25 protein-coding genes and 1 pseudogene are annotated in these 24656 nt (G+C 69.9%); 10 read left to right on the forward strand and 16 right to left on the reverse strand.

Going from position 1 to position 24656, the window contains the following annotated elements; all coding sequences use genetic code 11:
- Nucleotides 1–253: 253 nt before the first annotated feature.
- A complete protein-coding gene (locus AB0B61_RS06840; protein ID WP_358178501.1) occupies nucleotides 254–916 on the reverse strand; it encodes a response regulator in 663 nt (220 codons plus the stop codon).
- A complete protein-coding gene (locus AB0B61_RS06845) occupies nucleotides 913–2487 on the reverse strand; it encodes a sensor histidine kinase (RefSeq protein ID WP_358429003.1) in 1575 nt (524 codons plus the stop codon). The genes AB0B61_RS06840 and AB0B61_RS06845 overlap by 4 nt, the downstream gene beginning before the upstream one ends.
- Before the next feature lie 157 nt (nucleotides 2488–2644).
- Here AB0B61_RS06845 and AB0B61_RS06850 point away from each other — a divergent pair, with 157 nt between their 5' ends.
- The 4 genes from AB0B61_RS06850 to AB0B61_RS06865 all read left to right on the forward strand — a co-directional run bounded on the left by AB0B61_RS06850 (nucleotide 2645) and on the right by AB0B61_RS06865 (nucleotide 6203).
- Entirely contained in the window at nucleotides 2645–3619 is a 975-nt protein-coding gene (locus AB0B61_RS06850) for a tripartite tricarboxylate transporter substrate binding protein (RefSeq protein WP_358429005.1), read from the forward strand.
- Nucleotides 3619–4131 (forward strand): tripartite tricarboxylate transporter TctB family protein, encoded by a 513-nt coding sequence (locus AB0B61_RS06855; RefSeq protein WP_358429007.1) that lies wholly within the window; start codon nucleotides 3619–3621, stop codon nucleotides 4129–4131. Before AB0B61_RS06850 ends, AB0B61_RS06855 begins: the two co-directional genes overlap by 1 nt.
- A complete protein-coding gene (locus AB0B61_RS06860) occupies nucleotides 4132–5658 on the forward strand; it encodes a tripartite tricarboxylate transporter permease (protein WP_358429009.1) in 1527 nt (508 codons plus the stop codon).
- Between the two features lie 95 nt (nucleotides 5659–5753).
- The gene (locus AB0B61_RS06865) at nucleotides 5754–6203 is read left to right on the forward strand and encodes a VOC family protein (RefSeq protein ID WP_358429011.1); all 450 of its coding nucleotides are present in this window, start codon (nucleotides 5754–5756) and stop codon (nucleotides 6201–6203) included.
- Nucleotides 6204–6213: 10 nt separating this feature from the next.
- On the opposite strand, the gene AB0B61_RS06870 is transcribed toward AB0B61_RS06865, so the two are convergent.
- Together AB0B61_RS06870 and AB0B61_RS06875 are read right to left on the reverse strand one after the other, a co-directional pair.
- Nucleotides 6214–6510 (reverse strand): hypothetical protein, encoded by a 297-nt coding sequence (locus AB0B61_RS06870; RefSeq protein ID WP_358429013.1) that lies wholly within the window; start codon nucleotides 6508–6510, stop codon nucleotides 6214–6216.
- Nucleotides 6510–6845 carry a hypothetical protein gene (locus AB0B61_RS06875; protein ID WP_358429015.1) on the reverse strand — a complete coding sequence of 112 codons (336 nt, stop codon included), beginning with the start codon at nucleotides 6843–6845 and terminating at the stop codon, nucleotides 6510–6512. Before AB0B61_RS06875 ends, AB0B61_RS06870 begins: the two co-directional genes overlap by 1 nt.
- A gap of 203 nt (nucleotides 6846–7048) precedes the next feature.
- Here AB0B61_RS06875 and AB0B61_RS06880 point away from each other — a divergent pair, with 203 nt between their 5' ends.
- Nucleotides 7049–7279 carry a hypothetical protein gene (locus AB0B61_RS06880; protein WP_358429017.1) on the forward strand — a complete coding sequence of 77 codons (231 nt, stop codon included), beginning with the start codon at nucleotides 7049–7051 and terminating at the stop codon, nucleotides 7277–7279.
- Between the two features lie 141 nt (nucleotides 7280–7420).
- Nucleotides 7421–8755: a helix-turn-helix transcriptional regulator gene (locus tag AB0B61_RS06885; RefSeq protein WP_358429019.1), complete on the forward strand. Its 1335-nt coding sequence runs from the start codon at nucleotides 7421–7423 to the stop codon at nucleotides 8753–8755.
- Nucleotides 8756–8811: 56 nt separating this feature from the next.
- On the opposite strand, the gene AB0B61_RS06890 is transcribed toward AB0B61_RS06885, so the two are convergent.
- Complete coding sequence (locus AB0B61_RS06890) at nucleotides 8812–9726, reverse strand: TIGR03564 family F420-dependent LLM class oxidoreductase (protein WP_358429021.1); 915 nt, start codon at nucleotides 9724–9726, stop codon at nucleotides 8812–8814.
- Between the two features lie 85 nt (nucleotides 9727–9811).
- Here AB0B61_RS06890 and AB0B61_RS06895 point away from each other — a divergent pair, with 85 nt between their 5' ends.
- Nucleotides 9812–10531, forward strand: a complete 720-nt coding sequence (locus AB0B61_RS06895; protein WP_358429023.1) for a TetR/AcrR family transcriptional regulator — start codon at nucleotides 9812–9814, stop codon at nucleotides 10529–10531.
- Here AB0B61_RS06895 and AB0B61_RS06900 read toward each other — a convergent pair.
- Nucleotides 10478–10651, reverse strand: a complete 174-nt coding sequence (locus AB0B61_RS06900; RefSeq protein WP_358429025.1) for a hypothetical protein — start codon at nucleotides 10649–10651, stop codon at nucleotides 10478–10480. The genes AB0B61_RS06895 and AB0B61_RS06900 overlap by 54 nt on opposite strands.
- Before the next feature lie 54 nt (nucleotides 10652–10705).
- Here AB0B61_RS06900 and AB0B61_RS06905 point away from each other — a divergent pair.
- Both AB0B61_RS06905 and AB0B61_RS06910 read left to right on the forward strand, forming a co-directional pair.
- Nucleotides 10706–10819: pseudogene (locus tag AB0B61_RS06905) on the forward strand (recombinase family protein); the annotation flags it as partial.
- A gap of 85 nt (nucleotides 10820–10904) precedes the next feature.
- Complete coding sequence (locus tag AB0B61_RS06910; RefSeq protein WP_358429339.1) at nucleotides 10905–10979, forward strand: helix-turn-helix domain-containing protein; 75 nt, start codon at nucleotides 10905–10907, stop codon at nucleotides 10977–10979.
- Between the two features lie 53 nt (nucleotides 10980–11032).
- On the opposite strand, the gene AB0B61_RS06915 is transcribed toward AB0B61_RS06910, so the two are convergent.
- From AB0B61_RS06915 to AB0B61_RS06955, 9 genes are all read right to left on the reverse strand, one after another.
- Complete coding sequence (locus tag AB0B61_RS06915) at nucleotides 11033–11845, reverse strand: hypothetical protein (RefSeq protein WP_358429027.1); 813 nt, start codon at nucleotides 11843–11845, stop codon at nucleotides 11033–11035.
- 482 nt (nucleotides 11846–12327) lie between these two features.
- Entirely contained in the window at nucleotides 12328–13833 is a 1506-nt protein-coding gene (gatB, locus tag AB0B61_RS06920) for an Asp-tRNA(Asn)/Glu-tRNA(Gln) amidotransferase subunit GatB (protein WP_358429028.1), read from the reverse strand.
- A 141-nt stretch (nucleotides 13834–13974) separates the two neighbouring features.
- Nucleotides 13975–15030: an AAA family ATPase gene (locus tag AB0B61_RS06925; RefSeq protein ID WP_358429030.1), complete on the reverse strand. Its 1056-nt coding sequence runs from the start codon at nucleotides 15028–15030 to the stop codon at nucleotides 13975–13977.
- A 40-nt stretch (nucleotides 15031–15070) separates the two neighbouring features.
- The gene (gatA, locus tag AB0B61_RS06930) at nucleotides 15071–16561 is read right to left on the reverse strand and encodes an Asp-tRNA(Asn)/Glu-tRNA(Gln) amidotransferase subunit GatA (RefSeq protein ID WP_358429032.1); all 1491 of its coding nucleotides are present in this window, start codon (nucleotides 16559–16561) and stop codon (nucleotides 15071–15073) included.
- Nucleotides 16558–16857: an Asp-tRNA(Asn)/Glu-tRNA(Gln) amidotransferase subunit GatC gene (gene gatC, locus AB0B61_RS06935; protein WP_101787882.1), complete on the reverse strand. Its 300-nt coding sequence runs from the start codon at nucleotides 16855–16857 to the stop codon at nucleotides 16558–16560. The genes gatA and gatC overlap by 4 nt, the downstream gene beginning before the upstream one ends.
- 105 nt (nucleotides 16858–16962) lie before the next feature.
- Complete coding sequence (locus tag AB0B61_RS06940; protein ID WP_358429034.1) at nucleotides 16963–19035, reverse strand: EAL domain-containing protein; 2073 nt, start codon at nucleotides 19033–19035, stop codon at nucleotides 16963–16965.
- A gap of 150 nt (nucleotides 19036–19185) precedes the next feature.
- Complete coding sequence (gene ligA / locus AB0B61_RS06945) at nucleotides 19186–21369, reverse strand: NAD-dependent DNA ligase LigA (protein WP_358429036.1); 2184 nt, start codon at nucleotides 21367–21369, stop codon at nucleotides 19186–19188.
- Between the two features lie 87 nt (nucleotides 21370–21456).
- Nucleotides 21457–21876 carry a hypothetical protein gene (locus AB0B61_RS06950; RefSeq protein ID WP_358429038.1) on the reverse strand — a complete coding sequence of 140 codons (420 nt, stop codon included), beginning with the start codon at nucleotides 21874–21876 and terminating at the stop codon, nucleotides 21457–21459.
- Between the two features lie 14 nt (nucleotides 21877–21890).
- Nucleotides 21891–22883 carry a methionine synthase gene (locus AB0B61_RS06955; RefSeq protein ID WP_358429040.1) on the reverse strand — a complete coding sequence of 331 codons (993 nt, stop codon included), beginning with the start codon at nucleotides 22881–22883 and terminating at the stop codon, nucleotides 21891–21893.
- 23 nt (nucleotides 22884–22906) lie between these two features.
- Between AB0B61_RS06955 and AB0B61_RS06960 the strand changes: the two genes are divergently transcribed.
- A complete protein-coding gene (locus AB0B61_RS06960) occupies nucleotides 22907–23554 on the forward strand; it encodes an MBL fold metallo-hydrolase (RefSeq protein WP_358429042.1) in 648 nt (215 codons plus the stop codon).
- A 22-nt stretch (nucleotides 23555–23576) separates the two neighbouring features.
- Here AB0B61_RS06960 and mnmA read toward each other — a convergent pair whose 3' ends face one another.
- Nucleotides 23577–24638 carry a tRNA 2-thiouridine(34) synthase MnmA gene (gene mnmA / locus AB0B61_RS06965; RefSeq protein ID WP_358429044.1) on the reverse strand — a complete coding sequence of 354 codons (1062 nt, stop codon included), beginning with the start codon at nucleotides 24636–24638 and terminating at the stop codon, nucleotides 23577–23579.
- Between the last annotated feature and the right edge of the window lie 18 nt (nucleotides 24639–24656).

Consider the following 24656-nt stretch of genomic DNA (forward strand, 5'->3'; position numbering starts at 1 on the left):
TCGCCGGCCGGGGTTCCGGCTGATTGGGCGGCCCGAAGATGTCACGGGAAACTCCCGGGGGCAAGCCCTCGACCCGTGGCTTCTTGCTACCGCCTGACATGGGCAGAGGCACTGAAGCGAAAGGGTCGGTCGGCGATTCGATCGGTCCGGCGTTACGCACGCCTCAATCTCCTCCCGCTCCGCAGCCACATCCTCAGGCAACAGTAAGGCACGCGCATTGGGATATGTCACGAGAAATGACTACGGAAGTGTGTCAACCTAGCCACCGGTAGCGATGTTCGGGGCGTCCGGCCGTACCGTACCGGGGCCTGAGTTCGGCGTGCCCGGCGACGCACAGGTATTCGAGGTAACGGCGGGCGCTGACGCGGGACAGGCCCGCGAGCGAGGCGGCCTCGGCCGCCGACAGGTCGCGGCCGCAGGTCCGTAGGGTGTCGGCGACCAGCGCGCACGTCGCCGACGACAGGCCCTTGGGCAGCGGCGCCGCGACGGGCTGCGTGCCGAAGAGCCGGTCGACGTCGTCCTGGCGGGCCTCCGCGCCGATGGCGGTGAGCTGCTTGCGGGTGTCGACGTACTGCTGGAGCCGCTCGGTCAGCGCGGCGGCGGTGAACGGCTTGATCAAATAGTTGACCGCGCCGCCGCGCATCGCCTCCCTGACCGTGGACACGTCGCGGGCGGCGCTGATCATGAGGACGTCCACGTCCTGCAGCGCCTTGAGCACCTCAAGTCCTGACATGTCGGGTAGGTAGATGTCGAGCAGGACGAGGTCCGGCCGGAGCTCGGCGGCCATGGCGAGCGCGGCGGCCCCGGTGTGCGCGGCGGCCACCACCCGGAAGCCGGGCACCCGCGCCACGTAACCGCTGTGGATGCGCGCCACCATGAAGTCGTCGTCCACGACCAGCACCCGGATCTCGCTCATCGCACGCGCTCGCGAACCGGCGCCGGCAGCAGGGCGGTGAACACCGCGCCGTCCGCGTTGCCCACCTTCACCCAGCCGCCTCTGCGCAGGCACGCCTGCCGGGTCAGCGCCAGGCCGAGCCCGCGTGGCCCCGAATGGGCGGCCTTGGTGGTGAACCCCTCCCTGAACACCTCTTCGACCAGGTCCGGAGCGATCCCGGGACCGGAGTCGCCGACCCGGACGTGCAACCCGTCGGCGTCGGTCAGCACCGACACCTCGATCGTGCCCGTGGCCCCGTCGAGCGCGTCGATCGCGTTGGCCACCAGGTTGCCGACCACCAGGACCGCGTCCTGCGGATCGCCGAGCGCGCCCTTCTCCACGGCGGAGTCCTCGGACAGGACGAGCAGGACGCCGCGCTCGGCCGCCTCCGCCGACTTGGCGAGCAGCAGCGCGGCCAGTGTCGGGCACTGGACGCGCTCGCGCAGGTCGGTGATGTACGTGCCGCGGGTGGTGCTGGTGATGAAACCGATCGCGGCCTCGTGCTCGCCCAGTTCGAGCAGGCCGACGACGGTGTGCATACGGTTGGCGAACTCGTGCGCCTGGGCCCTGAGCGCCCCGGTGGCGCTGCTGGTGTCGTCCAGCTCGCGGGCCAGCCGGACGAGCTCGGTGCGGTCCCTGAGGGTGACCACCCAGCCGCGGTGCTGGCCGCGTACGGAGACCGGTGTGCGGTTGAGTACCAGCACCCGCTCGCCGTGCAGCACGATCCGGTCCTCCCCCGGGTCGGCGCCGCCGAGCACGTCGCGCATCCGCTCGGAGACCGGCATCTGGGTGAGGTCCTCGCCCACCTCGCCGAGCAGCTCGCGGGCGGAGTCGTTGACGAGCGTCACCCGGCCCGCGAGGTCGAGCGCGAGCACGCCCTCCTTGACCCCGTGCAGCACGCCCTCGCGCTGCTCCAGCAGCGCGGCGATCTCGCGCGGCTCCAGGCCGAACGTCTGCCGGCGCACCCGCGCGGTGATCAGCGCCGCGGCCGCGAGCCCGGCCAGCAGCACGGCCAGCGCGGTCCACACCAGCGGCGGCAGCGCACCCGCCAGCTGGCCGGTGACCGTGGTCTGGAGCACGCCGACGGAAACCAGGCCGATGACGTCGCCGTACTCGTCGAAGATCGGCGCCTTGCCCCTGACCGTGGTGCCGATCGTGCCGGTTTCGGTGCCGACCCAGCTCTTGCCGGTGTTCAGCACCGTGGCGCCGTCGGTGGACAGCCGCTTGCCGATCAGCGCGGCGTTGGGGTGGGCGTACCGCGTCTGCTCGCGGTTGGCGATGACCACATAATCGGCGCCGGTCGACTGCTGCACGCTCAGCGCGAGCGGCTGCAGCACATTTTGCGGATCCTTGACGTTGAACGCGGCCCGGACCTGAGGCAGGCCCGCCACGGACTGGGCGATCGCCAGTGCTCGCTGCTGGTGCAGCGAGTCCAGTTGCGCGCGCGTGTGCTCGGCCCACACGCCTCCGGTGCCTCCGACCGCTAGCAGCACGATGACCATCTGGAGCACGAACAGCTGGGTTCCGAGGGAGGCGTCACGTACCCGTCTCACCGCACCATGGAAACATGCCGAGGTCACAGGGGGGTTGCGAGGGGGGTTGCGACCAATACGACCTATATGACGGCTATCGTGAAAAGGGTCGACTCCATCGGCAACGGACTTCACCATCCAGTATTCCGTAACGTGAAATCCCCCCTTTGGAGTGATCATGCGTCTCCGCATACTCGCCGCCGTCGCGGCGCTCTCCGTCGCCGCGGTGTCCGGCTGCGGCGCCGGCTCAGGTTCCGACGGCGGAGGCACGGGCGCGCTGCGCATCATGGCTCCCGCCTCACCGGGCGGCGGCTGGGACCAGACCTCCCGTACGGCCGAGCAGGCGCTCAAGTCCGTCGACCCGAAGCGCAAGGTCGAGGTGTTCAACGTGCCCGGCGCGGGCGGCACCATCGGCCTGGCCCAGCTGGCGGGTGAGAAGGGCAACGGCAACCTGCTGATGACCATGGGCCTGGTCATGGTGGGCGCGATCGAGCAGAACAAGTCCAAGGTCACGCTGGCCCAGACGACACCGATCGCCAAGCTGACCGAGGAGTACGAGATCATCGTGGTCCCGGCGGCCTCCCCGTTCAAGTCGGTGGCCGACCTGGTCGCCGCCTGGAAGGCCGACCCGAAGAAGGTGTCCATCTCGGGCGGCTCGGCCGGCGGCACCGACCACATCGCGGCCGGGCTGATGGCCAAGGCCGCGGGCGTGGACCCCAAGCAGGTCAACTACATCGCCCACTCCGGCGGCGGCGAGGCCCTGAACGAGCTGCTCGGCAACAAGGTGAGCGCGGGCATCTCGGGCGTCGGCGAGTTCGCCGAGCACGTGAAGTCCGGCAAGCTGCGCGCGCTGGCCGTGACCTCGGGCCAGCGGCTGCCCGACCTCGACGCGCCCACGCTCAAGGAGGCCGGGCTGAACGTGGAGCTGACCAACTGGCGCGGCTTCGTGGCGCCCGGCGGGCTCGACGAGGCGGCCAAGAAGTCGCTGACCGACCAGGTGACCAAGATGCACGACTCGCAGGCGTGGAAGGACGCGGTGGCCAAGAACGGCTGGATCGACTCCTTCCAGACCGGTCAGCAGTTCGCCGACTACCTCAACGCCGAGCAGACCAAGGTCAAGGCCATCATCGCCGAGCTGGGTGTCGTCTCCTGATGTCCGCTGACAACACTGGCCAGAAGCAGCGCTGGCGGTGGCGGCCCGAGCTGGGGTTGGCCGTCATCGTGCTGGCACTCGGCGTGTTCGTCGTGCTCGGGACGCTCGACGTGTCCGCGGCCGCCTCGCAGCTCGGCATCGGACCGCGGTTCTTCCCGATGCTGGTGGGCTGCTCCATGATCGTCATCGGCCTGTTCTATGTGGCCGACGTGTTCAGGGGCGGCAGCGGCGACCCCGAGGAGAGCGAGGACGTCGACGTGGACGCCCCCGCCGACTGGCGCAGCGTCGGGCTGGTGAGCGGGATCTTCCTGGCGTTCACCGCGGTGCTGAACGTCCTCGGCTGGATCATCGCCGCGAGCCTGCTGTTCTTCGGCCTCTCGGTGGTGCTCGGCGCGGAGCACAAGCTGCGCGCGGCGGGCGTCGGGGTGGTCCTGGGGATCGCCACGTACCTGCTGTTCGTCAAGGGCCTGGGCGTGTCGCTGCCGGGCGGGCTGCTGCGGGGGGTGATCTAGGTGGATTCGTTCCAGCTGCTGCTCGACGGGTTCGCCGGGGCGCTGACGCCGGTCAACCTCATGTACGCGCTCATCGGCGTCACCCTCGGCACCCTCGTCGGCGTACTGCCCGGCATCGGCCCCGCCATGACCGTGGCGCTGCTCCTGCCCATCACCTTCACCGTGCCGCCGACCAGCGCGTTCATCATGTTCGCCGGGATCTACTACGGCGGCATGTACGGCGGCTCGACCACCTCCATCCTGCTCAACACCCCCGGCGAGTCGTCCTCGATGATCACCGCGCTGGAGGGCAACAAGATGGCCCGGCGCGGGCGGGCGGCGCAGGCGCTGGCCACGGCGGCCATCGGCTCGTTCGTGGCGGGAACCATCGCGACCGCGCTGCTGGTCGTGGCGGCCCCCGCGGTGGTGAGCTTCGCCATCTCCTTCGGGCCCGAGGACTACTTCGCGCTGGCGATCCTGGCCTTCACCGCGGTCTCGTCGGTGCTGTCGCGCTCGGTCGTCCGCGGCCTGGCCTCACTCGGGTTCGGCCTGGTGATCGGGCTGATCGGCATCGACCAGCAGACCGGCCAGGCCCGGCTCACGCTCGGCCTGGACCAGCTGCTCGACGGCGTGGACGTGGTGGTCGTGGCGGTCGGGCTGTTCGCGCTGGGCGAGGCCCTGTACGTGGCCTCGCGGCTGCGCCACTCGCTGCCCGAAGTCGTACCGGTCGGCCGGGCCTGGATGGGACGTACCGACTGGCGCCGCTCGTGGCTGCCCTGGCTGCGCGGCACCGCGTTCGGCTTCCCGTTCGGCGCGCTGCCCGGCGGCGGCGCCGAGATCCCGACCTTCCTGTCGTACGCGGCCGAGAAGCGCCTGGCGCGCGGCGTGGCCAAGGAGGAGTTCGGCAAGGGCGCCATCGAGGGCGTCGCCGGCCCCGAGGCGGCCAACAACGCCTCGGCCGCCGGAACTCTGGTGCCGCTGCTGACGCTGGGCCTGCCCACGTCCGCGACGGCCGCGATCCTGCTGGCCGCCTTCCAGCAGTACGGCCTGCAGCCCGGGCCGCAGCTGTTCGACCACAACCCGGCCCTGGTGTGGGGCATGATCGCGTCGCTGTTCATCGGCAACACGATGCTCCTCGTGCTGAACCTGCCGCTGGCGCCGCTGTGGGCTCGAGTGCTGCGCATCCCCCGGCCGTACCTGTACGCGGGAATCGTGCTGTTCGCCGCGCTCGGCGTGTACGCGCTGAACGGCTCGGTGGTGGACCTGGTCGCGCTCTTCCTGCTGGGCCTGCTGGGGTACGCGATGCGCCGCTTCGGCCTGCCGGTCGCCCCGGCGGTGATCGGCCTGATCCTTGGGCCGATGGCGGAGATCCAGCTGCGCCGGGCGCTGGCCATCGGCGGGGGCGACGTGACAGCGCTGGTGCGCAGCCCCATCGCGGTGATCCTCCTGCTGCTCTCCCTGGCCGCCCTGCTCGCGCCTCTGTTCAGGAAGCTGATGGAACGGCGCCACGTCGAACCGGCCACGCCCGCGTCCCGGGAGGAGGACTAGGCGGCGGCCCTGTGGGATTTCCTCTGGGGCTCCGCCGGCCTGTCCGAACCGGTGGAGCCCCGTTTATGTCGTGCCAGCCGGGCATCATGGCAGGCATGGCCGTGAAGATACAGGTGTCGTTCGACTGCGCCGACCCCGACAAGCTGGCCCGGTTCTGGGCCGAGGCGCTGCGCTACCGGCTGGAAGAGCCCCCGCAGGGCTTCGCCACCTGGCAGGACTACTGGCGCGCCCGGGGGCTGCCCGAGGAGGAGCTGACGGGCGACGGCGGCTACGACTCGGTCATCGATCCGGCCGGGGTGGGCCCGCGACTGTGGTTCCAGAAGGTGCCCGAAGGCAAGGTGCTCAAGAATCGCCTCCACCTCGACCTGTCCGTCACCTCCGGGGACCGGCCGGTGGAGGTCCGCCGTGCCCAGCTCGACGCCGAGGCCGAGCGGCTGGTCAGGCTGGGGGCGACGCTGTCGAAGGTGCTCGTGGTGGAGGGCCTGCCCGACTACTACGCGATCACCCTACTCGACCCGGAGGGCAACGAATTCTGCATCAACTAGGACCACTGAGTTAAGGCCGGGGCCGCGCGGGGCGACACAGCGTAGGCCGCGGCCAGCCCGGAGACTGCGCCCCTCCGGACGTGTTGGGGCGGCCCGCGCTCGCCTGGACGATCACAGCCCCGGAGCTCGCCGCGAGCGCGATCGCATCCGGTTGCCGGACGCACTGCACAACCCCGGTCGCCACCATTTCGAGGGTGACGGCCTTGCGCAGCTCGGCGGTCCACCACAACTGGCCGGACGAATCGCGCTCGAAGTCGATGTCCCATCCGGGGTAGGTGCTGCGCAGCACCGAGAGCTGGCCGGCCATCAGTGCTGCCCCGTCATCGCGAGGTACATGCCGGTCGACGGGCGAAGCCGGGACAGCGCGACCGCCTCGGCGAGAACCTCGCGGAGGTCCTCCTGGCCGTCGACGCCGTCGAGCAGCTCGACGATCTCGGCGGCCAGATCGGGCGTGAGCACGAGGTCGACATCGAACACAGGATCGAAAATGCCGAAGGCGTCCATGCGGATCATGGGCGGCTCGTCCATCCACTCCACGTTCGGCTGCTCCAGGAACACGGACATGTAGATCCAGCCCTGGATCAAGTCGGCGATGTGGCACTGGTGCTGCTCGATGGCCTCCGGGCCGCGGTGCACCAGCATCTCGCACCATGTTGGACAACGGCGAATGGGATAGCTCTTCATCGAGCACCGCCCACCAGGTCGGATCGGGGATCAGGGGCATGCTTCGGTGTTCCAGCACCGCGCAGGCCTGACTTGGATCGAGCTGGTCGTACACTCCTCGCCGCACCGAAGTTAGGTGCACCTCCTTTCAGCGCGCGCCGAACGCGCATACACTGACGTTCATGTCCGGCCTCACTGCGCGCCCTCGACCGCTCGCTATGAGCGACGTCGCCACCCTGCTCGGCGTGAGCGTCAACACCGTGAACGCCTGGCGCAAGCGCGCGGCCGGGGCCAAGCGGGTGGAGCCCTTCCCGCAAGCCGCCGGCAAGGTGGCCAACATGGACTACTGGTGGGAAGACCAGATCCTGGCGTGGGCTCAACGGACCGGGCGCACAGCGGACTCGGCCAGGTAGTACGGCAACTCCTCGCGTTTTCACACTCCCCATGGAAATCGAGGCGCAGAGGTGATCAAAGACACCGGCAGGGGTCTTCAGGAGGGGCCCGGGTGTCCCTCTGAGGGCATCCGGGGACAGACAGGGGTCAGGAGGGGTCTCATGGCCGATCTCGCTCCACCAGCACGGCATCGGCTCGCCGACGCAAGACAGCAGCGCGGGTGGTCTCAGGAGACCTTGGCCGCACTGCTACGCGGCAAAGGACTGGGCACCACCCGCAAGACCGTTACCCGATGGGAGCGGGGCGTGACTCCCGACGCTGCCGCCCAGCGGGCGCTACGCGACCTGTTCGAGGTCGCCGACGACGTACGCGCGAGCTGGCCGCACTGGCTTCCCACTGGGGTCGCAGCGTGCGCGACAGAGACATGGGATCAGCAAGGCACGGTCAACGCACTCGACGACGTCGCGAAAGGGGCGCTCGTGGATCGCCGAGAGTTCCTCATCCTCACCGGGGCCGAACTGCTGCTCCCCGTCTACGAATGGCGAATCAACCCCGAGCCGTGGATCGCCGCTCAGCAACGCGGTCGCCACGTCGGCGCCGCCCTCGTCGCCGAGCTTCAACAGCTCATCGCCGCCCGCCGGCGGATGGACGACGAACATGGCGGGGCGGTGCTGCTCGACGCGCTGCACGCCGACTTCCGGTTCGTCACCGAGCTGCTGAAGAACGGCACCTACTCGACAGACGTCGGCTGTGGCCTGTACGGCACGGCCGCGGAGATAGCCCGCCTCGCCGGGTGGGCCGCGTTCGACTCGGGCCAGCACGCCGCCGCCCAAGCGTATTACCTCGCCGCGCTCCGCTCCGCGTCTGCGATCGGTGACCGGGCACTTGGCGTGAACATCGTCGGATTCATGGGTATCCAGGCGTACGCGACCGGACGCCTCACCGACGCGACCAAGCTCATGGACACCGCCGCGGCGGTGGCGGCCCGGATTCCGGAGGTCGTGCAGGCGATGACCTGGGCCCGGGTCGGCCGGGCGTACGCGAAGGTCGACGACCCGGCGACCGCACGGGCCGCGCTCACCCGGGCCGATGCCTTGCTCAACCGCGCGGTGTCGGGGGACTCCCCGCCGTGGGCGTACTGGCTGGACGAAGCGCGTATCACGGCACAGCTTGGCAGCGCGCTGTACGACCTGGGGGACTACGCGGGCAGCGAGCGCGAGCTGGTCGCCGCCGCCACCTCATGCGGGGATCGCTACCCGCGCGACCGGGCGACATGGCTCGGCCGGGTGGCCACGGCCCAACTTCGACGCGGGCAGATGGATGAAGGGTGCGCGACCGCGCGGACCGTGGTCGACCTGCTCGCAGATCAGGCGGACACCAACCGTGGCATGGGGCTGCTCCGGACGTTCCGCGCGGAGCTGGCCGCACGCGGCCCCTCGGCAACCGCCCGGGAGTTCAGCGACTACGCCGCCCGTCGTCTCGCTCCCGCTTCGTAGCTTTGGGCAGGGCATAACGAGGGCACACGGTGGCGAGACATGGCGAGGCGGTCGTCCTAGGCCCCCGTCGCGAGCGCGGCGACCGCCTGGATGGTGCGATGCTGCTCCTCAGAGGTGCCGAACGGAGCGGCGAGATACTCCGTGACGCCCGCGTCCGCCAGCCTGCCGATCTGCTCTGCCACGGCCGCCTCGTCGCCCACGATGACCACGTCCTGCGGTCCGGCCACGCCCTCGCGGTCAAGCATGGCGCGATACTCCGGCACCTGACCCGCCAGCGCGAACTGCTCCGCGACGCGCTCGCGCACCCCGGCCTCGTCGTCCGTCACGCACACCACCAGTCCCGCGATCACCCGGGGCGCGGGGCGTCCGGCGGACTCGGCCGCCTTCGTGACGGACGGCACGATGTGCCCGGCCAGCGTGCGCGGGCCGGTCATCCACGTCACCACGCCATCGGCGAGCTCGCCCGCCAGGGACAGCATGGCCGGACCCATCGCCGCCAGCAGCACCTGAGGCGGCTCCGCGCCGGGCACGGCGGCCGAGCCCGAGGCGGTGAGCAGTTCGCCGTGGTGCGCCACGCTTTCACCCCGTAGGAGGGGTCTGAGCACCGACAGGTATTCGCGCATCCGCCGTACGGGCTTGTCGGCGGGCAGGCCGTACATCGACTCGACCATCATCGCGATCCCCGCGCCGATCCCGGGCGTGAGGCGGTTGCCCGTGGCGGCCTGAACGCTGAGCGCCTGACCGGCCAGCACAAGCGGATGGCGTTGCGGCACCGGGACGGCGGCCGTACCGAGCGGGATGCCCGGTACCTGCCCGCCCACGGCGGTCAGCGCGGTGAGCGCGTCCCAGCCGAGTGCCTGGCTGGCCCACGCGGTGCTGTAGCCGAGCTCGGCGGCGGTCCTGACCTGCTCGGTCAGCTCCTCCAGCGTCGCGGGACCGCGTACGTCGCCGACGGCGATTCCGATCTTCACGTGTTCAACTCCCCATTAACGGAGAACTTCTCCGGTTCGATACAATAGGGAGAACCTCTCCACTTAGCAACCAGGGAGCCGTCAAATGATGCGGGCCGACGCGCTGCGCAACCGCGAGCGGATCGTACGAGTGGCCAGGGCCGTCTTCACCGAGCACGGCCCCGACGCCTCGCTCAACCAGGTGGCGCAACGGGCCGAGGTAGGACCGGGCACCCTCTACCGGCACTTCCCGACGCTGCAGGACCTGCTGGTGGCAGTGATCAGAGACGACGTGGCGGGACTCTGCGCACAGGGGCAGGCACTGCTCGCCGAAGCGTCCGCGCTTCCCGAGGCGTCGGCGCCATCCGAGGCGTCGGCGCCATCCGGGGCCTCAGCGCCGTCCAGGGTCTCAGCGATTTCCGCGGCATCAGCGGACGGGGCGCTGAGGACGTGGCTGCGGGCGGTGGCCGTACACGCGACGGCCATGCGCGGACTGGTGGCGACGCAGCTGGCCTCCTGGCCTGCGGACGGCGCCCTGGCGGCCTGCCACGAGGAGATCACCGCGACCGGCGCCGCACTGCTCGACCACGCCCGCCGCGCCGGCTCCGCACCCGAGGGGTTGGACATCAAGGACCTGCTCCGGCTGGCCAACGCGATCGGCTGGGCCAGTGAGCAGTCCCCTGAGGACGAAGGCCTCATCGACCGCCTGCTCGCGCTGGTGACGACCACCTCAGCCCTTTCGACCGCCCATGCGCCCCTGGTGACGACCACCTCAGCCCTCAGCGGCCCCGGCCCCGACCGCACATCGGCCCCTTCTGACCGCTGACACCCGAGCGGCGTCGGCCTTGCCACGGCTGGCCTTCATCACGCCGCTCACCAGCACACCGGCCGCAATGATCTTCCCGGAGTGGACCTTCTCGGCCGCGTCGGCATTGCCCTGTGACACGACGCCACGTCGAACCGGTCATGCCCGCGTCATGGGAGGACTAGGGGGAAGGGGATCGACACCAGCACCAGCACCGGTCGGCTGGTCTTTCATATCTTCGCCGCACTGGCCGAGTTCGAGCGGGAGCTCATCGCCGAGAGGGCGGCCGTGGGCCGCCAGGCCGCCCGGGCCCGGGGCCGCTTGGGCGGTCGGCCCGCGAAGCTGTCGGACGAGCAGGTCGCGCTCGCCCAGGCCCAGTACGAGGGCCCGCGGCATCACCGTGGCCGAGATCGCCAAGGCGTTCGGCGTCGGCCGCGGCACCATCTACCGGGCACTCGAGCAGCCGTGATGCCGCAGGCGATGGTCACCTGCTACCGGGGAATCGACGTGGAGAATTGAACGTCAGGCGCTGCGCGGGAAGTCCTTACGCTTGATCTTGGCGCGGCGGCCGTCGGGATGGTGGAAGACGATCCCTTCGGCGAGATGTCCGGGAGCGAACCTGCTTTCCAACACGGCGAGGAAATCCTGCAGCTCCTTGTAGCTGCGGGGAACATCCTCATAGGCCGGCACCTGCAGGTTGAACGGGACACACCGATGCTCATCAAGTTTCAGCGGGTTGCCCTGGATACGGGGGCCGAGCGCCTCGCAGGTGTGCTCACCATCCGGCCACCCCGAGACGTCGGTGTTGCGGCCCGCTTCCAGGATCCACTTGTCCTCGGCGGAATCTTCCGCGGTGTCGACGTACCAGCCGTCCACGATTCCCTGCTGCTTCTGCGCCTTGCTCGGGTTGCGTCGCTTTTCCACCCGGACAATCTGGCCCGAACGCACCGTAAGACGGACATTGGTGCCATCGAGCTTCTCGGTCCCCACCCCTTCGCCATCAAAGACCCATGCGCAATCGGCCCGGGGCCGGTCGACCACCCGGAACCGGTCATCGCGCTCGAAGAGCGTGGGGATCTTCTCCATTACTTGCCTTCCCTTCTGCACATGGCCGAGTAGTTCCTCATGAGTGATGGCCCCCCCAGCCAATCCGCCAGCCAAAGCCCGGACGAGATCGGCGACGGACACCCCGGCGTCAACAGCGACGTGCTTCAGCGCCTTCTTCTCAGCGGGTGAGACCCAGGCGACCAGCCGGGACCAGCCCTCGGGGGGTGTCCATCGCGCCAGGGTGTGTGGGTCTTTACGCGGCCGTCCACGATCTTTGCCCATACTCACGGGAAGGACAGTAGAGCCGATCATCAGCTTGTGTCAATTGGCATAATAGAAATTCGACGCGGGTCTGACCTGAGCAGCGGCGCGTCAGGGCTACGCGCGGCGGCAGCCCCCCGCGCTACGAGGAATCGTCCTCGTCGAAGTCTTCAGCGTCTTCATCTCGCGCGTCGGGGTCGCGCAGCTTCCGGGTGGCGGCGCCCTTAGAGGGGCCCGCAGCCAGCCCGGCGGCCGCATCAGCGAAGACCGCCTTCGGGCCGTCCCCGGTCATCCACGTCCGCCGACCCACGTACACCGCCAGCTCAGCCGGATGACGGCCGACAGGAAGTGCGCTGACGCTCTCCGCGGGGTGGGCACGCGAAGGCCCCGCCGCCTCGCTTCATCAGCGGGGTGGCGGGGCCTTCGGCGACGGGCTACTCATCGGCGGGCTACTTGTCGAGGGGGTGGTCGTCGACAGGTCGCTCGCCAGCAGGGTTGCTCGTCGGGGGTTACTCGGAGACGCCCAGCTTCTCCAGGATCAGCTCGCGGGCCCGAGCGGCGTCGGCCTTGCCGCGGCTGGCCTTCATCACGCCGCCCACCAGCGCACCGGCCGCGGCGATCTTCCCGGAGCGGACCTTCTCGGCCGCGTCGGCGTTGGCGGCGAGGACCTGGTCGACGATCGCCGACAGCTCACCCTCGTCGTTGACGATCTTCAGCCCGCGCTGCTCGACCACCTCGTCGGGCGAGCCCTCCCCGGCCAGCACGCCTTCGAGCACCTCGCGCGCCAGCTTGTCGTTGAGCGCGCCCGAGGCCACCAGTTCGGTGACGCGGGCGATCTGCGCGGGCGTGATGGGCAGGTCCGCCAGGGCCACAGCGGACTCGTTGGCGCGCCGCGCCAGCTCGCCCATCCACCACTTGCGCGCGTCGGCGGCCGGCGCGCCCGCCGCGACCGTGGCCTCGACCAGGTCGAACGCGTCGGCGTTGTGCATGGCCTGCATGTCGAGGTCGGAGACCCCCCACTCGGCCTGCAGCCGCTTGCGCCGGACCGACGGCAGCTCGGGCAGCGCGTCCTTGAGCGTGGCCACCCACGCCGGGTCGGGCGCGATCGGCACCAGGTCGGGCTCGGGGAAGTAGCGGTAGTCCTGCGCCTCCTCCTTGGACCTGCCGGGCGTGGTGACGCCGGTGTCCTCGTGGAAGTGGCGGGTCTCCTGGAGGATCCGGCCGCCGTCGGCGAGGATCGCCGCCTGCCGCTCGATCTCGCTCCGCACGGAACGCTCGACGCTGCGCAGCGAGTTGACGTTCTTGGTCTCGGTACGGGTGCCCCACTCGGACGAGCCGCGGGGCATGAGCGAGACGTTGACGTCGCAGCGCATGGAGCCCTCTTCCATGCGCACGTCGGAGACGCCCAGCGTGCGCATGATCTCGCGCAGCTCGGTCGCGTACGCCTTGGCCACGTCGGGCGCCAGGCTCTCGGTGCCCTCGATCGGCTTGGTGACGATCTCCACCAGCGGGATGCCGGCGCGGTTGTAGTCGACGATCGAGTAGTCGGCGCCCTGGATGCGGCCGGTCGCCCCGCCCACGTGGGTGGACTTGCCGGTGTCCTCCTCCAGGTGCACCCGCTCGATCTCGACGCGCACGGTCCGGCCGTCGACCTCGACGTCGAGGTAGCCGTCGAAGCAGAGCGGCTCGTCGTACTGGGAGATCTGGTAGTTCTTCGGCATGTCCGGATAGAAGTAGTTCTTCCGGGCGAAGCGGCACCACTCGGCGATCGAGCAGTTCAGCGCCAGGCCGATGCGGATCGTCGACTCGATCGCGACGGCGTTGGCCGTCGGCAGCGAACCGGGAAACGCCAGACAGGTCGGGCAGACCTGAGTGTTGGGCGGGGCCCCGAAGGTCGTCTTGCACCCGCAGAACATCTTCGACGCGGTGCCGAGCTCGACGTGCGTCTCCAGCCCGAGCACCGGCTCGAACCGGGCGAGGGCTTCGTCGTACGGCATGTGCGTACCGACAGTCATGATGAAGTCCTTAGTTCAGATCGTCGCATTTCACGCTATCAATCAGGCGCTCAGAGGAATCCACGGCTCCCCAGCGCCTCAGAGCTCGCATTCGCTCACCGATGTCGCCCGCCGCGACGAGCCCAGGTATGAGGAGACAGCTCATGCAGCCTGCTCAACAGCGCTCAGATAGGAGCGAACTTGGCGAGGAGATGTGAAGGTACCCGGCTCACCCTCAGCACGAACAGGCTTGGCGAGGGTCACCCGAGATCGCGGGTGACCACCTCCGGCACGCCAGGCCGCCTCCAGGAAGACAAGCGATTCCGGGGCTGTCCGGTACAAGGTGGAGACGACCACGGGCGAATGGCTGGTGAGGATCACCTGCTGCCAGGGGCTCGCAATGGCACCGACTCGCTGAGCGATCCTCCTCAAAAGCTCCCCGAGCCTGCTCGGATAGAGGCCGTTCTCGATCTCCGCCACCACCAGCGGACCCGAAGAGGCCTGGTCGTAGAGGGCCGCGAGTAGGGCGAGCACCCTGAGCGTGCCGTCTGACGCGAGCCTGCCAGGCATCGGCTCTCGGTCCACGAGGATGTCGAAGGACCACTCCTGCTGCCGCTCGTCGAGCACCGGGCGGACGCCCGTCACATCAGGCAGAAGCGCCGCCAGGTCGACCATCAGCTCGCCGAGCTCACCGGTGAGGGACAGCCGGCCCAGCACAGCGGCCAGATTTGCGCCATTCTCCGCCAGCGGCCCGCGGTCGAGCGCCGTAACCGGCTTCCGGATGGCCGCCAAGTCAGGCAGATGGAAGTGCCAAGATCTTGCTTCCTGCGGCCAGATCATGTCCGACCACCCAGGCACCGCCGTCAGAACCCAGTCAGCGGGCTCCCTGCTCGCCGTGACACTGGCATAGGTCCTATCTCGCCCATCCGACGCCCGCATGTCTGCTTCCACGCCAATCGTGAACCTGGAGACGGAAGCAGACCCCACCGGCCGGTGAAACAACTCCTGCGGCTTACCACGGGGTACTGCGAGCAGCGGGTCGTTTGACGTGCTCAGCCCTGGCCTGCCTGCCAGGAACGCCGCGCGAGCGAAGCCCAATGCGTCCAGCAAGTTGGACTTACCACTCGCATTCGGACCGACCAGAGCAAGGAACGGCGGCACGTCGAGCTCGAAGTCCAGGAAGGACTTGAACCCGTCGATCTCAATGCGCGTGAGCACGCCGCCGTCCCCTCTCCCTACGAATCCCTACAAAGCTTCCCTACAGCGCCGGAGCCTTGGACAGCAGGCTGCCGCCCCAGCGGCTTTCCAGGGCCTGCTCGACCGCGGCGCCGACCCGGTAGCAGCGGTCGTCGCCCAGCACCGGGGCCATGATCTGCAGACCGACCGGCAGCCCGTCCTCGTCGGCCAGGCCGCACGGGACCGAGATGGCCGCGTTGCCCGACAGGTTGGACGGGATGGTGCACAGGTCGGCGAGGTACATGGCCATCGGGTCGTCGGCGCGCTCGCCGATCGGGAACGCCGTGGTCGGCGTCGTCGGCGAGACCAGTACGTCCACCTGGTGGTAGGCGGCCTCGAACTCGCGCGAGATGACCGTGCGGACCTTCTGCGCCTGGCCGTAGTAGGCGTCGTAGTAGCCGCTCGACAGCGCGTAGGTGCCGAGCATGATGCGCCGCTTGACCTCGGGGCCGAAGCCGGCGGCCCTGGTCAGCGCCATGACCTCCTCGGCGCTGCGGGTGCCGTCGTCGCCGACGCGCAGGCCGTAGCGCATGGCGTCGAAGCGCGCCAGGTTGGAGGAGCACTCCGACGGCGCGATCAGGTAGTAGGCGGGCAGCGCGGTCGAGAACGACGGGCAGGAGACCTCGACGACCTTGGCGCCGAGCGATTCGAGCAGCTCGACGGCCTCGTGGAAGCGTGCCAGCACGCCGGGCTGGTAGCCGTCGCCGCCGAACTCCTTGACCACGCCGATGCGCATGCCGGAGATGTCGGCCTGCCGGGCGGCCTCGACCACGGACGGCACGGGCGCGTCGATCGAGGTGGAGTCCATCGGGTCGTGCCCGGAGAACGCCTCGTGCAGCAGCGCCGCGTCGAGCACGTTGCGGGCGAACGGGCCCGGCGTGTCGAGCGAGCTGGCGAACGCGATCAGGCCATAACGCGACGAACCGCCGTAGGTGGGCTTCATGCCCACGATGCCGGTCACGGACGCGGGCTGCCGGATCGAGCCGCCGGTGTCGGTGCCGGTGGACAGCGGCGCCTCGTACGCGGCGACGGCGGCGCTGGAACCACCGGACGACCCGCCGGGGATCCTGGACAGGTCCCATGGGTTGCGCGTCGGGCCGTAGGCGGAGTTCTCCGTGGAGGAGCCCATGGCGAACTCGTCGAGGTTCGTCTTGCCGAGGATGACCAGTCCGGCCGCGCGCAGGCGGCTGGTGACGGTCGCGTCGTACGGCGGGCGCCAGCCTTCGAGGATCTTGGACGCGGCCGTCGTCGGCATGTCGGCGGTGGCGAAGATGTCCTTGTGCGCGATCGGCACCCCGGCCAGCGGGCCGAGCCGCTCACCGGCGCCCAGCCGGGCGTCGACGGCCCTGGCCTGCTCGACGGTGGTCTCGCGATCGACGTGCAGGAACGCGTTGACCTTGGGCTCTACCTCGGCCATGCGGTCGAGATGCGCCTCGGCCGCCTCGACGGCCGTGACCTCGCCACCGGCGATCAGCGCGCCCAGCTCGGCGGCGGTCTTGTGGATCAGGCTCATGCCTCCTCCCCAAGGATGCGCGGCACCCGGAAGCGGTCGTCCTCGACGGCCGGCGCGCCGGACAGCGCTTGCTCGGGCGTCAGGGACTGTCGCACCTCGTCGGCGCGGAAGACATTGGTCAGCGGAAGCGCGTGCGACGAAGGCGGAACGTCCTCGGCGGCGACCTCTGCCACCTTCGCGACCGACTCGATGATGGCATCGAGCTGCGTGGCGTAGTGGTCGAGTTCGTCGTCGGTGAGGGCCAGCCTGGACAACCGGGCCAGGTGTGCGACCTCGTCGCGGGTTATGGCGGACATGAGTCGTGTAACCCGTTTCGTGGATGGAGTTGGGACACTGTCATCCTAGGGGCCTTGACGGAGCGGGACCGAACCCATTAACCCTCACCACAGGGGTTCCACGCGTCACGCGGTCTGGGTGACCCCGGAGCGGTAGCCGTACTCGATCTCCGGCTGGGTCTCGATGTGTTCGCGCAGCCAGACCGTGGCCTCGGCGGGCGGCATGGGCTTGTGGAACAGCCAGCCCTGACCCATCTCGCAGCCCATCTCGGTGAGCCGGATGGCCACGTCGTCGGATTCGACGCCCTCGGCGACCGAGCTCAGGCCGAGCGAGCGGACCAGGTCGACGATGGAGCGCACGATCCGGTAGTCGTCGTCGGACTCGGCGATGCGCCGGACGAACGACGCGTCGATCTTGACCTCCGACACCGCCAGCCGCTGCAGCCTGATCAGCGAGGAGTAGCCGGTGCCGAAGTCGTCCAGGGACAGCGGCACGCCGAGCACGGCCAGCGCCTTGATCGTCTCGTGCGTGTAGGCCTGGTCGCCCATCAGGATGCGTTCGGTGACCTCCAGCTGGATCGCCGACGGCGGCAGCCGGAGCTTGGCCAGCCCCGCCTCCAGTTGCTCGGGCAGGGCCGAGTCGAGCAGGTCGCGGGCGGAGATGTTGACCGAGACCTGCACGCGCAGGCCGCTGTGCCACCAGCGGGCGGCCTGCTCCAGGGCCGCCTCGATGACGTACTCGGTGAGCTGGCGCATGAGGTAGGACTGCTCGGCCAGCGGGATGAACTCCGACGGCGGGATCTGGCCGTGCACCGGGTGATGCCAGCGCAGCAGGGCCTCCATGCCGTGTACGGCTCCGGTGGCCATGCCGACCTTGGGCTGGTAGTGCAGCCTGAGCTCGCGGTTGTCCACGGCCCGCCGCAGGTCGCCGAGGAGGTTGAGACGTTCGGGCGAGTTGCGGTCCTTGTCCGGCTGGTAGAGCTCCACGCCGGTGCGCCCCTCCTTGGCGAGGTACATGGCCACGTCGGCACGCTGGAGCAGCAGTTCGAAGTCGGGGGCGTGGTCGGGGTAGAGCGCGATGCCGACCGAGCCGTCCAGGTCGAACGACATGCCCTCCAGGCGTACCGGCTCGGTGAGCGCCGCGCGCAGCCGGGCGGCCACCTCGCGGGCCGCGTGGGCGTCCCTGATGGAGGGCAGCAGTACGGCGAACTCGTCACCGCCCAGCCGGGCCACGACGTCGCCGGGGCGTACGGAATGGGTGAGCCGGTGGGCGACCATCTGCAGCAGGCGGTCACCGACCGGGTGGCCCATTGTGTCGTTGACCTCCTTGAACCGGTCGAGGTCGAGCAGGAACAGGCCGACCCGCTCGTCGTGGCGGGCCTCGGCGAGCGCCTCCTCGGTGCTCACGATCAGCATCTTGCGGTTGGGCAGGCCGGTCAGCTCGTCGTGCATGGCCTGGTGGTCGCGGCGCATCGACAGGGTGGCGGTGAAGTAGACCGCCGCCAGGGGCGCCACGAACAGCGGCACGAGGGTGGGTGAGTGGGTCATCACGACGACGACCAGGGGCGCCAGGCCGAGCAGCGCGGCGTAGACGAGGCTCTGCGGGCCGAGGCTGGCCCTCAGCACGCGAGTGATCGACCGGCGCTCGTGCAGCGCGACCGCGCCACTCACCAGCGCGGCCCTGACGGCGAAGTAGGCGATGCCGGCCAGCGAGATCGCCAGCAGGTCGGCGCCCGTGGGCACCCACGGCGTGGCCGGGCTCGGCACGATGCCGAACAGGCCGAGCACCACGGCGGCGGAGGTCAGCGCGAGCGTCGACTGGGCGATGTTGAACATCACCCGGTGCCACGCCTTACGGGTGACGACGCCGTTCATCACCACGGCCACCGCCTGCATCAGCACCGCCACGGGCAGGCCGAAGTGCAGGAGCACGGCGAAGGTGAACATGGTGGAGGGGTACGTGCCGCCGACGGCGGTCGCGGAGGACACCATGACGGGCCTGAGCTCGCCCAGCACCACGAGCGCGGTCAGCACCCAGAACAAGGGCGTACGGGCGAGCTCCGCCAGGCCGGCCGGGTCGAGTCTGAGCATGGCCACGGCCAGCGCGGTGGAGCCGATCACGGTGATGCCCACGAGGAACGCCCACAGAGGCGTCCCGGCGCGTGGCCCTGTGTCGCGGGTGTCGGTTGGGTCAGCCATCAGTAACAGAACCCCCATTAGGTCACTATGGGAGGGTACGACCTTTACCCCACTTCGCGAAACCAACCGCGTACGTTCCGTCACTTATCCTTCGGACATATACCCCGAAATCACTCTTAGTATACTCGCCATCAACAGCCCGTATATGACCTATGGCTGAGGAGTGACGGCCACCTGTGAAGCCGCCTCCGGCCCATCGGCGAGGAGCACCCCGAAGCCGTCACCGTCGAGGATCGGCACGCCCAGGCTGACCGCCTTGTCGTACTTGGACCCGGCGTTGTCGCCCGCCACCAGGAACGAGGTCTTCTTCGACACCGAGCTTGCGACCTTGCCGCCCCGATCGCTGAGCGCCTCGGCGGCGGAGTCGCGGGTGAAGCCCGGCAGCGTGCCGGTCACCACGAAGGTCAGGCCCTCAAGTATCTGGGGCCCCTTCTCGGGAGCGGGCTCGTCCTCCATGCGGACCCCCGCGGCCCGCCAGCGGCTGATGATCTCGCGATGCCAGTCGACCTCGAACCAGGCGCGGATCGTGGCGGCCACCCGCGGCCCGATGCCCTTGATGGCCGCCAGCTCCTCCTCCGAGGCCGCCATGACGGCGTCGATCGAGCGCAGGGCGACGGCCAGGTCGCGGGCCGTGGGCGGCCCGACATGGCGGATGGACAGCGCGACCAGGACATTGGCCAGCGGCGCCTGCTTGGCCCGGGCCAGCTCCTCGATGAGCTTGTGGGCGTTCTGGCTGGGCTCGCCGTTGATGTTGGAGAAGAACGAGACGACCTTCTGCTCGCCCGTCTTCGGATCGATCTTGGGCAGGCCGCTGTCCTTGTCGCGGACCACGGACTTGATCGGGATCAGCTGGTCGAGTGTCAGGTCGAACAGGTCGGCCTCCGTGCGTACGACCGGCTCCTGGGGCGGCAGCGGCTGGCTGAGCGCGGTCGCCGCGACGTAGCCGAGCCCGTCGATGTCGAACGCGCTGCGCCGGGCCGCGAAGAACAACCGCTCGCGGATCTGCGCGGGGCAGCCGCGGGCGTTGGGACAGCGCAGGTCGGCGTCGCCCTCCTGCTCGTAGGCCAGCTCCGTGCCGCATTCGGGGCAGTGGGTCGGCATGACGAACGGCCGCTCGGACCCGTCGCGCAGGTCGGTGACCGGGCTGAGGATCTCGGGGATGACGTCGCCCGCCTTGCGCAGCACGACGGTGTCTCCGATGAGCACGCCCTTGGCGGCCACCACCGCGGCGTTGTGGAGAGTGGCGCGCTCCACCGTAGAACCGGCGACGCTGATCGGCTCCATCACCCCGAACGGCGTGACGCGGCCGGTGCGGCCGACGCCCACCTGGATGTCGAGCAGCTTGGTGTTGACCTCTTCTGGCGGGTATTTGAAGGCGATCGCCCAGCGCGGCGCCCGCGAGGTGGAGCCGAGCTCGCGCTGGGTGCGGAAGTCGTCGACCTTGACCACCACGCCGTCGATCTCGTACGGAGGGTCGTGGCGGTGCACGCGGTAGTGCTCGATGAAGGCGTCGACCTCGGCGGGGCCGCCGACCACCTGGTAGAGGTCACTGACCGGCAGACCGAACTCGCGCAGCCGCTCATAGACCTCGGACTGCGCCTTGGGCTCGGCCGCGCCCTCCCAGACGCCGACACCGTGCACGATCATGCGCATCGGGCGCTGGGCGGTGATCCGCGGATCCTTCTGGCGCAGCGAGCCGGCCGAGGCGTTGCGCGGATTGGCGAAGGGGGCGACCCCCTGCGCGACCAGCTGCTCGTTGAGCCGCCCGAACTCCGCGACCGGCATGTAGACCTCGCCCCGGACCTCGATCAGGCTGGGGACGTCGGCTCCCTTGAGCCGGTGGGGCACGCCCTCGATGGTGCGGACGTTGGGCGTCACGTCGTCGCCCGTCCGGCCGTCGCCCCTGGTCGCGCCGCGCTCCAGCCGCCCGTCGCGGTAGACCAGCGCGATGGCCAGCCCGTCGATCTTGAGCTCGCAGAGGTACGGTCCGGGCTCCCCCTCGGCCAGCCGCTCGGCCCGCGCCTGCCAGGCGGCCATCCCGGCCGGGTCGAAGGCGTTGTCGAGGCTCTCCATCGGCGCCAGGTGGTCGACCTTGGCGAAGTCGCCGGCCACCGGCGCGCCGACCTTCTGCGTCGGCGAGTCCGGCGTCTGAAGACCCGGATGCGCCGCCTCCAGCGCGAGCAGTTCGTTGAACCACTCGTCGAACTGAGCGTCGCTGACCGTGGGCCGGTCGAGCACGTAATAGCGATAGCGGGCTTCCTCGACCAGCTCGCTCACCTCGGCGTGCCGCTCACGCGCGGCCACAGGCACGCCATCGACGCTTGGCTCGCTCACCAGGGTCTCCTTCCGTCCAGCACCCAAGGCAAACGCTATCGCCGAGCACCGACAACGGGCACCTTCGACAGCGCCCAGAGGCGGAGGTCAGCCGCCCTGGGACCAGACGCCGTCCCATCCCGAGCACTTGCCGGTGACCTTCACGGCGGTGCCGCGGCAGACCCGGCCCTCGATCGAGAGCATGTAACCGGTCGGGAAGGAGAACTTCAGCGGCTTGGTCCCCGAACAGTTGTGGAACGCCTTGGCGCCCCTGCCGCCGTCCTCCTTGACCCACCGGAACTTCAGCCACGAGCACCCGCTCCGCCCGGGGAAGTCGTAGAGCTTGCCGTTCACCACGAATCCCGGCCGGTCGAGGACGACCTTGCCCTTGGCCTTGCCCGCCTTGTCGGCGGAGTAGATGGAGCCCCAGTTCCAGATCTCCGGGTTGGCGGCGGCCGCCGCAGGAGTGGCGATCGACGCGGACGCGATCAGGAGCGTGACGCCGACCGCCACGGTGCGAAAAATCATGAAACTGAGGCTACTCACCCGGCTTGCAGCCCGCTTGCCGGATCGTCGCGCAGCACCTGGGCGCCCTTGCGGCAGGCGGCCAGCGCGGCCCGCGCGTAGCGGGGAGAGGCTCCGGCGAGCCCGCAGGCCGGGGTCAGCACGACCTGCCCGGCCAGCTTGTCGGGCGGGAACCCGAGCCGCCGCCACAGATCCACCGCCGGCCTGGCGACGACGCCGGTATCGGGCAACCGGGTGTCGGTCCCCGGCACCACCCCGAGGAAGAGCAGCAGCCCCGCCTCCAGCGCCTCCCCCACGGCGTCGTCGTCCCTGCGGCTGAGCAGGGCGGCGTCCACCGAGACGCCGCGGACGCCGGCCGTACGGAGGAGGCGGAGCGGCACCGACGGCGCGCAGCAGTGCACGATCGGGTCGCCGAACAGGCGCATCGACTCCGCCACCCGCGAGCCCTCCACGGCGGCCAGCCGCCCGAAGCCCGAGGCGGTCGGCACGGTGCCCGCGAGCACGCCGGGCAGGCCGGGCTCGTCGAGTTGCAGGACGATCTCGGTGACGCCGGGCAGCCGCCGCCGTACCTCCGCGACGTGGTCGGCGACGCCCTGGGCGAGCGAGGCGGTCAGGTCGCGTACGGCTCCGGCGTCGGCGAGCATCTTGTCGCCGTACTTGAGCTCGATGGCGCCCGCCAGCGTCCACGGCCCGCAGACCTGCAGCTTGAGCGGCCCCGCGTAGTCGTGCCCGATCTCCTCCAGGCCGTCGAGATCGCGTCTGAGATGGTCGACCGCCCGCTGGTGGTCGCGCCCGGGCCGGTCGGACAGCCGCCAGCCCGACGGCTGCACCTCCACCGGCAGGTCCACGAGCAGCGCCGCCGTCCGCCCCACCAGGTCGGCGCCCACGCCGCGGCCTGGCAACTCCGGCAGGTACGGCAGACCGGGCAACTCACCGAACACCACTCGGAGGGCCTCGAAATGATCCTCACCCGGATGCGACCCAACCCCGGTGGCTTCGAACATCGACATGGGCCAAGCGTAGGCTCTCGAATATGAAGCTGACCAAATACGGCCACGCGTGCGTACGGCTGGAGAAGGAACGGCTAGAGAAAGACGGCAACGTCCTCGTCGTCGACCCCGGCGCCTTCACCGAGGGCCCTGTCCTCGACGGTGCCGGCGCGGTGCTCATCACCCACGAGCACATGGACCACGTCGACGTCGAGCGGCTCAAGGCCGCCTCTTCCGACCTGGAGATCTGGACCTGCGAGGCGGTCGCCGCCCAGCTGACGGAGGTTCCGGGAAAGGTGCAGGTCGTACGGCATGGCGACGACTTCACCGCGGCGGGGTTCGACGTGAAGGTGTTCGGCGAGTGGCATGCCAAGAACCACCCTGACGTGCCGATCGCGCAGAACGTCGGCTTCATGCTCGACGACGAGATCTTCTACCCCGGGGACGCGCTGACCGTGCCGGGCGTCGAGGTGCCCACCCTCCTGGTGCCGACGAACGCGCCTTGGCTGAAGCTCCTGGAGATGGTCGACTACCTGCGGACGATCCGTCCGGCCAGGGCGTTCTCCACGCATGACGGGCTGCTCAACGACATCGGCCTCAGCCTGGTCGACAACTACCTGAAGCTGGAGGCCGACAAGCAGCACGCCGACATGCGGCGGCTCAAGGTCGGCGAGTCGGTCGACCTGCCCTGAGATCAGCCGGGCTGCTTTTAGATCAGCCGGCCGAGGCGATGGTGGCCGAGCCGATCACGGTCTCGCCCGAATAGAGCACCGCCGCCTGCCCCGCCGCGACCCCCGTGGCGGGGCGGTCGAGCGTGATGCGCAGCCCGTCGCCGGCCTCCTCGAAGTGGCACCCGTAGACCTCGCCATGGGCCCGCAGCTGCACCCTCAGCTCGCCCGGCGAGGCCGTCGGCCCGTTCCAGACCGGCCGGGCGCAGGTGATCGAGGTGACCTCCAGCGCCGAGCGCGGCCCCACCGTGACCGTGTTGGACACGGGCTCGATCGACAGCACGTAGCGTGGCCTGCCGTCGGCGGCGGGCCGGTCGATGTGCAGGCCCTTGCGCTGGCCGATCGTGAAGCCGTGGGCGCCGTGGTGGTTGCCGACGACCTCGCCCTCCTGGTCGACGATCGGCCCTTCGGCCGAGCCGAGCCGCTTGGCCAGGAAGCCCCGGGTGTCGCCGTCGGCGATGAAGCAGATGTCGTGGCTGTCGGGCTTGTCGGCGACCGTCAGGCCCCGCCTGGCGGCCTCCTCGCGCACCTCGGCCTTGGTCGAGTCGCCCAGCGGGAAGATCGCGTGGCCGAGTTGCTCGCGGGTGAGCACGCCCAGCACGTAGGACTGGTCCTTGCCCTGGTCGGCGCTCCTCGACAGCACGCCGTCGACCAGCCTGGCGTGGTGGCCGGTGGCGACCGCGTCGAAGCCCAGCGCGAGCGCCCGGTCGAGCACCGCCGAGAACTTGATCTTCTCGTTGCACCGCAGGCACGGGTTGGGCGTGCGGCCCGCCGCGTATTCGGCCACGAAGTCCTCGACCACGTCGCGCTGGAAGCGCTCGGCCATGTCCCAGATGTAGAACGGGATGCCGATCACGTCGGCCGCGCGCCGCGCGTCGCGGGAGTCCTCGACCGTACAGCAGCCCCTGGCCCCCGTACGGTGGGATTGGGGGTTGGCCGACAAGGCCAGATGCACACCAGTGACGTCGTGACCGGCCTCGGCGATCCGGGCGGCGGCCACGGCGGAGTCGACGCCGCCCGACATGGCGGCAAGCACACGCAATCCCATGACCATTCCAGCGTACTG

It is taken from the genome of Nonomuraea sp. NPDC049158, assembly GCF_040648335.1.
Lineage (GTDB): Bacteria > Actinomycetota > Actinomycetes > Streptosporangiales > Streptosporangiaceae > Nonomuraea.